The organism is Aquabacterium sp. UBA2148 (assembly GCF_002328915.1).
GTDB lineage: Bacteria > Pseudomonadota > Gammaproteobacteria > Burkholderiales > Burkholderiaceae_C > Aquabacterium > Aquabacterium parvum.
Window position 1 is genome coordinate 1 of the sequence record NZ_DCXA01000090.1, and the last position, 9706, is coordinate 9706.

The 9706-nt window shown below is 66.3% G+C and carries 12 protein-coding genes; 9 read left to right on the top strand and 3 right to left on the bottom strand.

Annotated elements, in window-relative coordinates; all coding sequences use genetic code 11:
- Window positions 1-1661 (bottom strand): O-antigen ligase family protein (locus B2W70_RS04775; protein ID WP_286743384.1); only part of this gene is annotated, 1661 nt, incomplete at its 3' end.
- 322 nt (window positions 1662-1983) lie between these two features.
- Here B2W70_RS04775 and hpf point away from each other — a divergent pair.
- The 3 genes from hpf to hprK all read left to right on the top strand — a co-directional run bounded on the left by hpf (window position 1984) and on the right by hprK (window position 4149).
- A complete protein-coding gene (hpf, locus tag B2W70_RS04780) occupies window positions 1984-2334 on the top strand; it encodes a ribosome hibernation-promoting factor, HPF/YfiA family (protein WP_058088444.1) in 351 nt (116 codons plus the stop codon).
- Window positions 2335-2639: 305 nt separating this feature from the next.
- Window positions 2640-3110 (top strand): PTS sugar transporter subunit IIA, encoded by a 471-nt coding sequence (locus B2W70_RS04785; protein ID WP_286743387.1) that lies wholly within the window; start codon window positions 2640-2642, stop codon window positions 3108-3110.
- A gap of 73 nt (window positions 3111-3183) precedes the next feature.
- Window positions 3184-4149: an HPr(Ser) kinase/phosphatase gene (gene hprK, locus B2W70_RS04790; protein ID WP_058088446.1), complete on the top strand. Its 966-nt coding sequence runs from the start codon at window positions 3184-3186 to the stop codon at window positions 4147-4149.
- Window positions 4150-4227: 78 nt separating this feature from the next.
- On the opposite strand, the gene fur is transcribed toward hprK, so the two are convergent.
- Window positions 4228-4668: a ferric iron uptake transcriptional regulator gene (gene fur, locus B2W70_RS04795; protein ID WP_286743389.1), complete on the bottom strand. Its 441-nt coding sequence runs from the start codon at window positions 4666-4668 to the stop codon at window positions 4228-4230.
- 198 nt (window positions 4669-4866) lie between these two features.
- On the opposite strand from fur, the gene B2W70_RS04800 reads away from it, so the two are divergent.
- The 6 genes from B2W70_RS04800 to B2W70_RS04825 all read left to right on the top strand — a co-directional run bounded on the left by B2W70_RS04800 (window position 4867) and on the right by B2W70_RS04825 (window position 9282).
- A complete protein-coding gene (locus tag B2W70_RS04800) occupies window positions 4867-5397 on the top strand; it encodes an outer membrane protein assembly factor BamE (RefSeq protein ID WP_235513878.1) in 531 nt (176 codons plus the stop codon).
- Between the two features lie 66 nt (window positions 5398-5463).
- Window positions 5464-6294, top strand: coding sequence for a 4-hydroxy-tetrahydrodipicolinate reductase (gene dapB, locus B2W70_RS04805; RefSeq protein WP_286743393.1), 831 nt, complete (start codon window positions 5464-5466; stop codon window positions 6292-6294).
- 14 nt (window positions 6295-6308) lie between these two features.
- Window positions 6309-6995 carry a MotA/TolQ/ExbB proton channel family protein gene (locus tag B2W70_RS04810; protein WP_286743396.1) on the top strand — a complete coding sequence of 229 codons (687 nt, stop codon included), beginning with the start codon at window positions 6309-6311 and terminating at the stop codon, window positions 6993-6995.
- A gap of 51 nt (window positions 6996-7046) precedes the next feature.
- Window positions 7047-7460, top strand: coding sequence for an ExbD/TolR family protein (locus B2W70_RS04815; protein ID WP_349677436.1), 414 nt, complete (start codon window positions 7047-7049; stop codon window positions 7458-7460).
- A 127-nt stretch (window positions 7461-7587) separates the two neighbouring features.
- The gene (gene msrP, locus B2W70_RS04820) at window positions 7588-8622 is read left to right on the top strand and encodes a protein-methionine-sulfoxide reductase catalytic subunit MsrP (RefSeq protein ID WP_286743400.1); all 1035 of its coding nucleotides are present in this window, start codon (window positions 7588-7590) and stop codon (window positions 8620-8622) included.
- A gap of 12 nt (window positions 8623-8634) precedes the next feature.
- Window positions 8635-9282: a sulfite oxidase heme-binding subunit YedZ gene (locus B2W70_RS04825; protein ID WP_286743402.1), complete on the top strand. Its 648-nt coding sequence runs from the start codon at window positions 8635-8637 to the stop codon at window positions 9280-9282.
- A gap of 57 nt (window positions 9283-9339) precedes the next feature.
- On the opposite strand, the gene B2W70_RS04830 is transcribed toward B2W70_RS04825, so the two are convergent.
- On the bottom strand, window positions 9340-9706 hold a 367-nt coding region (locus tag B2W70_RS04830), incomplete at its 5' end, for a CocE/NonD family hydrolase C-terminal non-catalytic domain-containing protein (protein ID WP_286743405.1).

A 9706-nucleotide genomic window follows, 5' to 3' on the forward strand; every position in this document is an offset into this window, starting at 1 on the left:
GAGCGCGCGTACGCCATCATCAGCCGAGCGTCGAGCAGGACGTGCGTGGTTCGGCGGAAGGCTTCGGGCGGCAGGCTGGGTTCGTCGTCGTCGGGCAAGTTCACCCAGGCGTAGTCGGCCTGGTGGCCCCACCATGGCATTTGCCGACCGAAGTCGATGCGCTCGCGCAGGCCTGCCGGGCAGATGCGGCTCAACCATTGGGGTTGAGTCGCCGAGGCCTGGGCGCACGGCCTGGGCGCGTAGATGTTGGCCGCCGACTGGTAGTCCAGCGCACACCAGATGCCCAGCGCGGCCATGAGCAGGCCAGCCAGTGCGCCAACGGACGAGGGTTGGTTTGTGCCCGAGCTGGATTCGATCGACGCGGAGGCCCCCGAGCTCGCAGGCTCGGCCCGAGTCGACAGCCCCAGCCCGAAAGCAAAGGCCGTCGGCAGCAGAAAATAGGCGTACCAAAGCGGGTACTCCAGCAGGCTGTGCAGGCCGGCCGCTGCCACCATCACCGCCGCGGCCCCAGCCAGCCCCACCTGGTCGTCAGCCACAGCTCGGTTTGGGCGCACCAGCGTCACGAAGGCCGCCAGGCTCAGCAGCAACAGCAAAACGGCCAGCGGCAGACCGAACTCCACTGCCCACTGCAGCAGGATGTTGTGGGTGTGATCGAAGAAGGCCACCGGTCGGCCAGGGAAGGGCGTCATCGTCCAGGCGAAGTTGAAGCGCCCGTAGCCCACGCCGCTCCACGGTTGCTGCGCGATCAGGTTCAGCACGTTCGACCAGATCCCGAAGCGCGAGCTGGAGATGTCGCTGCCGTCATGCAGGCGGGCCTCGGCCGCGAACGCCACCGACTGATCGGCGTGCGACCACAGCCACATGCCGCCCCAAGCCAGGCCGTACAACACGGGAGCGCCCACCAGGGTCAGGCGCAAGCGCGTGGGCAGCCGCCGATCGAACACGCCCCAGGCGCTCAGCAGCAGCATGGCCAGCATGCCGGTGCGCGACGCCGTGAGCACGATCACGCCGATGAAGGCCGCCAGCCCGGCGCTGGCCAGGCCCACTGACAAGCGCCCCCGTGCACCCAGCCAGGCCACGCCGACACAGGCGAAAACCATCAGGGTGCTGAAGTGGTTGGGTTGCCTCAGGTTGCCCACCGCGCGGCCGGCCATGGTCGGGATGGCGACCCAGCGGCCGTCTGCCCAACCCGGGTGAAAGACCTGCACCAGCGCCAGCAAGGTGCCAGCGACGCCGGCCACGGCCAAGCCGCCAAAGAAGAAGGCCGACAGCGTGTCGCGCTCGGGGCTGCCGCCGGCCCGCCAGCCTGACCAGGCCGCCAAGGCCGCGGCCAAGGCCATGCCGCCGCCCATCAGACCCAGTCCCAAGGGCAAGGGGCTGAACACGCCCGCCCACAACGCCATGCCTGCCTGGGTGAGCAGCACCGCACAGAGTGCTTGTAAAGCGGTGCGACCTGGCCCCTGCAGCGGGGCATTCGGGCGTCCGCCCAGCCAGCTCAGCCACAGGCCCCAGCCGAGCACGGCCAGCGCCTGGTTGTAGAAGGTCACGGAGGGCGGGTCGTGCGGTGCGACGAGTGTCGGGGCCGCCAGGGCCAGCAGGGCCAGGGCCCAACCACCCACCGGCCAGGTGCCCACGTTGCGGGCAGGGGAAATCGTTGTCATGGCTCGTATTGTCGTGCCATCAAGGGCGCGCATTCGGCCGGGCGCCCAGAGGTGGCTCAGGGTGCAACAACGGCGTTTGACAACAGGCTGATCGGCGAAATTCTGACCTGTTTCAAAGCTTTGTTCACACCCCGTGGAAGCCCGATGTAAAAGCTGGTGTCACGCCCTTGTCACATCGGCCGGATGGGCGCACACTGGTCTTCCGGTTGACGATTTTGGAGGCCTCGGTGCCCCGTCTCAGACAGCCAGCAGCGAGTGTCCCTTGCGCCCACCGGATGTGCTTGAAGTGTGTGCAACGTTTCTGCTCTCGAAAGGAGGCAGTATGAATGTGACGATCAGTGGCCATCACCTGGAAGTGACCCCCTCGCTGCGTGAGTATGTGCTCACAAAGCTGGAGCGAATCACCCGCCATTTTGATCAGGTCGTGGACATCACGGTCTTGCTCAGCGTTGAAAAGCAAAAGGAAAAGGACCGTCGCCAGAAGGCCGAAGTCAACCTCCACGTCAAGGGCAAGGACATCTTCGTTGAAACCTCCCACGAAGACCTTTACGCCGCCATCGATCAACTGATGGACAAGCTCGATCGACAAGTCTGCCGCCACAAGGACCGCGTGCAGAACCACCAACATGACTCGCTCAAGCGTGCCTCGGGCGCCTGGGACATGGCGTCCTGAAGTCCCTCGCCAGCAAACCGCGTCGGTGCACTCGGCACCGAAGCCCCTCGGTCGATCCTGATTGCGGGTCGCCAGCGCAGGCAAAACCGAGTTGACGGCCCTTCGGGGCCGTTTTTCATGGGAACAAATGCCGCCTGATCGGCGAAAGTTGGCGCCATGCCCCTTTGTGTGGTGCGCCAGCGAGGCATCGGTCATTCAGGGTCTTGCTGCGGTGCAGCAGAGGGTGCAGAATCTCCGAAGGTCCCTATAATCCGCCCTCTGCCCGCCCGGTGGGTGGCGTCCCGACAGTCGCTTTGCGTCACACCATGAACCGTCTCTCAGCCATCCTTCCCGCCAGCCAGGTGCTGGTGGACGTGGACGCCAGCAGCAAGAAGCGCGTCTTCGAGCACGCGGGTTTGCTGTTCGAGAACCACCACGCCATCGCGCGCGCCACGGTGACGGACAACCTCTTCGCGCGTGAGCGGCTCGGCTCCACCGGCCTGGGGCATGGCGTGGCCATTCCCCATGGCCGCATCAAGGGTTTGAAGAACCCGCTGGCTGCGGTCATCCGCCTGAGCCAGCCCATCCCCTTCGATGCGCCCGACGAAGAGCCCGTCGGCCTGCTCATCTTCCTGCTGGTGCCCGAAGCAGCCACCCAGCGCCACCTCGAAATCCTCTCCGAGATCGCCGAGTTGCTGTCCGACCGCGAATTGCGCGAGCGGCTCAAGACCGAAGGCACGGCCGCCGAGGTCCACGAGTTGATCGAGCGCTGGCAGCCACTGAAGTCGGTGGCTTGAGCGCCAGGGCGGTTCCGCCTTCAGGCATGATGTCCGGAAATCGCCTGCCACCGCACCTGCTGCCGCACCGTCTGTGAGCCTCAAAGACCTCGCCATCATCAGCGCCGAAGCGCTGTTCGAGTCCAACCGCGCTGCTTTGCGCTGGGAATGGATCGCCGGCCACGCCAACCCCGAGCGCCATTTCGACGAAGAGGCCGTCAAGTCGGCTCAGTCGGCCGCCGACCTGGTGGGCTACTTGAACTACATCCACCCCTACCGGGTGCAGATCGTGGGGCGCCGCGAGTCGGCCTATTTCACCAACTCGACGCCCGAGGACCAGGAGCGCCGCATCCAGCGCATCGTGACGCTGGAGCCGCCGGTGGTGGTGGTCGCCGATGGCGTGCCGCCTTCGGACAAGCTGGTGGCCATGTGCGGCCGCGCCGGCATCCCGCTGTTCGTGACGGCCGAATCGGCCGGCCACGTCATCGACGTGCTGCGCAGCTACCTGACGCAGCACTTCGCCGAGCGCATCACCCGCCACGGCGTGTTCATGGACATCCTGGGGCTGGGCGTGCTGCTGACCGGCGAGTCCGGCCTTGGCAAGAGCGAACTCGGCCTGGAGCTGATTTCACGCGGCCACGGCCTGGTCGCCGACGACGCGGTCGATCTGTACCGCGTTTCGCGCACGGCCATCGAAGGCCGCTGCCCCGAGCTGCTGCAGAACCTGCTGGAAGTGCGTGGCATCGGTCTGCTCGACATCAAGGCCATCTTTGGTGAGACCGCCGTGCGCCGCAAGATGCGGCTCAAGCTGATCGTGCACCTGGTGCGCAAGGAAACCATGGAGCGCGAGTTCGAGCGCCTGCCCTATGAGCCCCTGTTCGAAGAGGTCATGGGCGTGCCGATTCGCAAGGCGGTGATCGCGGTGGACGCCGGTCGAAACCTGGCCGTGCTGGTGGAAGCCGCCGTGCGCAACACCGTGTTGCAGCTGCGCGGCATCGACACCTACCGCGAGTTCATCGAGCGCCACCAGCGCGCGATGGAACGCGGCGGCGGGCACTGAAAACAAAAGCCGGCTGTGGTAAGCCGGCTTGTTTGTCGCAAGGGGGCGCTGAACGCCGAACGGCCCGCAGGCTTGCGGTCAGCCCTTGTGCCCTGCGGTCTTGCCTGAGCAGCCCTCGCGGTTGCACACCACGTACAGCGACAGCGCGTGATCGTGCAGCTTGTAGCCGCGCTCGGAGGCGATCTGCTGCTGGCGCTTTTCGATTTCGGCGTCAAAGAACTCTTCCACCCGGCCACAGCTGACGCAGACCAGGTGGTCGTGGTGCTTGCCTTCGTTGAGCTCGAAGACGGCCTTGCCGGCCTCGAAATGGTTGCGCGCCAGGATGCCGGCCTGCTCGAACTGCATCAGGACGCGGTAGACGGTGGCCAAGCCGATGTCGGAGCCCTCGGTCAACAGCAGCTTGTAGACGTCTTCGGCCGTCAGGTGGCGCTGGGTGGACTGCTGGAACAGCTCCAGGATCTTGATGCGTGGCAGGGTGGCCTTGAGCCCGCTGCTTTTGAGTTCTTCGACGTTGGTCATGGGGGCTCCACAGTGCGGGCAGGCCCGTGCGGCCGCCGCTAGAATGCCCAATGATAATGAGTTGGCGCCTTGATCGCACCTGACCGGGGGTTCACCCCTGCTGTCTGGCGGCCCATTCCTGACGCCACTGACGCCAAACCCGAGCTCGCGCTCTGTTCAACGACCCGACACCTCCGTGGTGTTCAACCTCTGCCCATGATGCCGACCCCGATTCGCCGTGCTGCCCTGGTCCTGGCCTCCGCCACCTTGCTGTCGGGCTGCGGCAGCCTGAGCAACCCGGAAACGCTTTTTGGCCTGCTGACGCCTTACCGCATCGACGTGGTCCAGGGCAACGTCGTCACCCAGGAGGTGATGGCGCAGGTCCAGCCTGGCCTGGGCCGACTGCAGGTGCGCGAGATCCTGGGCACGCCATTGCTGGCCGATCCGTTTCACGCCGATCGCTGGGACTACGCTTTCACCATCCGCCGCCAGGGTGTGCCGGATCAGCAGCGACGCGTGACGGTGTTCTTCCGCAATGACGTGGTCGAGCGCTTTGAAACCGATGCCTTGCCCTCCGAGCGCGAATTCGTCGCGGCCATCGACCGCCCTCTGGGTGGCAACGAGCCCAAGCTGCAAATGACGCCCGAGCAGGTCGCTGCGCTGCCTGTGCCGCCCAAGACCGAGGTGATTCGCAAAGCACCTCAAGGCGCCGCCCGCGACTACCCCCCGCTGGAAGCTGGCAGCCGCTGAGCCCGCTTGCCCGCCTGAGCGGCTGGCCCTGTCACCGAACCTGAACTTCTGCCACTGGATTTCTGCATGAGCGCCACCCCGACTTCCGCCTCCGAGCCCCTTGCCATCGCCATCGCCGGGGCATCCGGCCGCATGGGCCGCATGCTGATCGAGGCGGTCCTGCAGTCGCCCGATACCCGCCTCGCGGGCGCCCTCGACATCGCGGGCAGCCCTGCGCTGGGCATCGACGCCACGGCCTACATGGGTTCGCGCAGCGGCGTGGTCATCACCGATGACCTGCATGCCGGCCTGAAGGACGCGAAGTACCTGATCGATTTCACCCGCCCTGAGGGCACGCTGGCGCACCTGAAGGTTTGCCGCGAGCTGGGCGTCAAGGTCATCATCGGCACCACCGGCTTCACGCCCGAGCAGAAGGCCGAGATCGAAGATGCCGCGCGCGACATTGCCATCGTCCTGTCGCCCAACATGGCCGTGGGCGTGAACGTCGTCTTCAAGCTGCTGGCCCAGGCCGCCAAGGCCCTCAAGGACGGCTACGACATCGAGATCATCGAGGCCCACCACCGCCACAAGGTCGATGCCCCCAGCGGCACCGCCCTGAAGATGGGCGAGGTGGTGGCCGAGGCCGTGGGGCGTGACCTCAAGACCTGCGCCGTTTACGGCCGCGAAGGCGTGACGGGCGAGCGCGACCCCAACACCATCGGCTTTGCCACCGTGCGCGGCGGCGACGTGGTGGGCGATCACACGGTGCTGTTCGCCGGCATCGGCGAGCGCATCGAGATCACGCACAAGTCATCGAGCCGCGTGCACTACGCGCAGGGCAGCCTGCGTGCCGCGCGTTTCCTGGCGCGTCAGCCGCACGGGCTGTTCGGCATGGACGACGTGCTGGGTCTGAAGTGAGCCACTGAAGCACCATGGACAGCCTGATTCAGTACTGGGTGCAAGGCGACGCCATCGGTCGTGCGGTGGCCGTCATGCTGCTGATCATGTCGATCGGCGCCTGGGTGGTCATCTTCTGGAAGGGCTGGATGCTCACCCGAGCCAGGCGTGACCTGGTGCTGGGCGCGCAGGCCTTCTGGCGTGCGGCTGACCTGCCGTCGGCGCGCCTGGCTTTGAAAGACCTGGACCGTGAGCAGGTGCTGTTGCCCCTGGTCGAAGCCGCGGCAGAGCCCGTGGCCGCCGGCACGATGGAAGCCCGCGCCTTGCCCGAGGCCCAGCTCACGCGTCGCCTGCGCGACAGCCTGCACGAGGTCATGCAGCGGCTCAAGGCCGGGCAGGTGCTGCTGGCGTCGGTGGGCTCGGTCTCGCCCTTCGTGGGCCTGTTCGGTACCGTCTGGGGCATCTACCACGCGATGATGGGCATCGCCAACGAAGGCTCGGTCAGCATCGACAAGGTGGCCGGTCCGGTGGGCGAGGCGCTGATCATGACGGCCGCTGGCCTGGCTGTGGCCATCCCGGCCGTGCTGGCCTACAACGTGTTCGGCAAGCTGGTGTCGGCCTGTGAAGCCGACCTCGAGGGTTTTGCGCACGACCTGCGTGAGGCGCTGATGGGTGCGCGATCGCCTGAGCCGCGTGGTCAGCGCGACCACCAGGAAGGCTGAGGCAGCACGATGGCGTTCGGTCGGCTGGAGCGTCCACAGGGCAGTGAGCCCATGAGCGACATCAACATGACGCCGCTGATCGACGTCATGCTGGTGTTGCTGATCATTTTCATGATCACGGCGCCGATGATGACCTCGCGCTTGAAGCTCGACCTGCCGCGCGCCGAAGCCCAGGCCCCTCCGCCGGTGCCGCCTGCGGTGATCACGATCGCGCTGACGGCCGATGGGCGCACGCACCTGGACGACCTGGCCGTCGACGCGGCCGCGCTGGAGGCACAGGTCCAGGCGCAAGCCAAGTCCAAGCCCGACACCGAGGTGCAGTTGCGTGCCGACCGGGTCGTGCCTTATGAGCGGGTGGCGCAGTTGATCGGTGTTCTGCAGAAGGCGGGGCTGACGCGCATCGCTTTCGTGACCGAGGCTTCGGAGGCCTCGGGTGCACCGGCGGCTCCTGCCGGCCAGCCCTGAGCTGGCACCCCGAATGACCTGCTCCGCCTGCGGGGCAGGCGGGCTCCCGCAAAATCTTCGCTCCGGAACCTGTCAGGTTCCACCAGCCTGATGCGACACAAGGGCACTCAGCCCCACGGAGCCCGACATGGCCTTCATCCGCACTTCTCGCCACACGCTTCACCCCGACAGCGGTTTGATCCTGCCCGAGCACGAGGTCACGCCTCGGGCCGTCTATGAGGACCGCCGCAACCTGCTCAAGGGCCTGGCAATGGGTGCCGCGGGTCTGGCCGCCACAGGCCTGGGCCATGGGCCAGCCCTTGCTCAGCCCGGTCAGCAGGCAGGCCTGGTGCAGCGCCCAGGCAAGCTCGCCGCCCTGCCGGCCACGCGCAGCACGGTGCCTGGCGCCTACGTGATGGACAAGCTCACGCCCCATGGTGACGTGACCACCTACAACAACTTCTACGAGTTCGGCACCGACAAGTCGGACCCGGCCGAAAACGCCCACACGCTCAAACCCCGTCCCTGGACGCTGGTGATCGATGGCGAGGTCGGCAAGCCCCAGAAACTGGGCCTTGACGACCTGCTCAAGGTGGCGCCGATGGAAGAGCGCATCTACCGCATGCGCTGCGTCGAGGGCTGGTCGATGGTGATCCCGTGGTTGGGGTACTCGCTGGCGAACCTGATCAAGCGGGCCGAGCCCACAGGCAAAGCCAAGTACGTCGAGTTCGTTTCGCTGGCCGATCCCAAGCAGATGCCAGGCGTGCGCTCGTCGGTGCTCGACTGGCCCTACGTGGAAGGCCTGCGGCTGGACGAGGCCATGCACCCGCTCACGCTGATGGCCTTCGGGCTGTACGGCGAGGTGTTGCCCAACCAGAACGGCGCGCCGCTGCGCCTGGTGGTGCCCTGGAAGTACGGCTTCAAGAGCGCCAAGTCCATCGTGCGCATTCGCCTGCTGGAAAAGCCCAACACCCCGAGCTGGGTCAAGGCGGGGCCGCAGGAATACGGCTACTTTTCCAATGTGAACCCGAAGGTGGACCACCCTCGCTGGAGTCAGGCCACCGAGCGCCGCATCGGCGAAGGCGGGTTCTTCGCACCCAAAAAGCCCACCCTGATGTTCAACGGCTACGAAGCCCAGGTGGGGCAACTCTATGCAGGCATGGACCTGCGCAAGTTTTTCTGAACCACAACACCCATGAGCACCGCATCCGATCTCGCCAACACCCTCAACAGCTGGCTGATGAAGCCCTGGGCCAAGCCCCTGTCCTGGTTGGTGTGCTCGGTGCCGCTGCTGGTGTTGGTGGCGGCTGCGGCAGCAGACAGGCTGGGCGCCAACCCGGTGGATCACTTCATCAAGGAGACCGGTGAGTGGTCTTTGCGTTTCCTGTGGCTGACGCTGTTGATCACGCCCTTGCGAGACCTCGCTGGGTTGCCAGGCTTGCTCAAGCACCGGCGTGCGCTGGGTGTCACCGCCTTCACCTATGCGCTGGTGCATGCATTGACTTACGCGTGGCTGGATCAGGGCTGGGTGATCGACGACATCGTGGCCGATGTGCTCAAGCGCAACTTCATCCTCGTGGGCTTCATGGCCTTGGTGGTGATGTTGCCGCTGGCGCTGACTTCGTTCAACGCAGCGATCAGGGCCATCGGTGGGCGTCGCTGGCAGGCGCTGCACAAGCTGGTCTACGCCGTGGCTTTGCTGGGCCTGCTGCACTTCTACCTGAAGAAGGCCGCCAAGAACGACCTGGCCGAGGTGGGCGTGTACGCGGCCATCCTGGCGGCCCTGCTGGGCTGGCGCGTCATGCGCAAAGGCGGGGTGTTGGCGATGCTGCGGGTGCGCTGAGCGCTTGTGGTTTGCCTGTCGGGCAGGGGAGGCGTCGCCCCCCGCTGCCCGAGCTCATCACTTGAGCGCACTGCGCGGCACCACCGGCAGCACGATGCTGCTGGGGTAGGCCGAGCTGCTCAGGATGACGCTGACGTTGCCATCGGCTTCGGCCTGGCGATCGGTTGACCAAATGCCTTGTGCCTGGTTGCTGGCGCTGATGGCCACTCGCAGCTTCTGGCCGGCGCGGATCAGCGCCGCAGTCGGGAACACCTCCACTGGCACCAGCATGGGCTGGCCGGGCACCACAGCCTGGATCGATGCCTGGGTGAACGGGTGCCAAGGCTGGATCATCACGCCGTTGACGAGGCGCGAGCGGCTGGTGTCCACCGCGCGGAAGGCGGCCGACTGCAGGCCGTTGGTCAGCGGCTTGACCGTGCCGGCT

What these genes read in the sequence shown, in the direction of transcription:
- hpf (WP_058088444.1), top strand. Translation starts at nt 1,984, where the DNA reads ATGAATGTGACGATCAGTGGCCATCACCTGGAAGTGACCCCCTCGCTG.
- B2W70_RS04785 (WP_286743387.1), top strand. Translation starts at nt 2,640, where the DNA reads ATGAACCGTCTCTCAGCCATCCTTCCCGCCAGCCAGGTGCTGGTGGAC.
- fur (WP_286743389.1), bottom strand. Translation starts at nt 4,668, where the DNA reads ATGACCAACGTCGAAGAACTCAAAAGCAGCGGGCTCAAGGCCACCCTG.
- B2W70_RS04800 (WP_235513878.1), top strand. Translation starts at nt 4,867, where the DNA reads ATGCCGACCCCGATTCGCCGTGCTGCCCTGGTCCTGGCCTCCGCCACC.
- dapB (WP_286743393.1), top strand. Translation starts at nt 5,464, where the DNA reads ATGAGCGCCACCCCGACTTCCGCCTCCGAGCCCCTTGCCATCGCCATC.
- B2W70_RS04810 (WP_286743396.1), top strand. Translation starts at nt 6,309, where the DNA reads ATGGACAGCCTGATTCAGTACTGGGTGCAAGGCGACGCCATCGGTCGT.
- B2W70_RS04815 (WP_349677436.1), top strand. Translation starts at nt 7,047, where the DNA reads ATGAGCGACATCAACATGACGCCGCTGATCGACGTCATGCTGGTGTTG.
- msrP (WP_286743400.1), top strand. Translation starts at nt 7,588, where the DNA reads ATGGCCTTCATCCGCACTTCTCGCCACACGCTTCACCCCGACAGCGGT.
- B2W70_RS04825 (WP_286743402.1), top strand. Translation starts at nt 8,635, where the DNA reads ATGAGCACCGCATCCGATCTCGCCAACACCCTCAACAGCTGGCTGATG.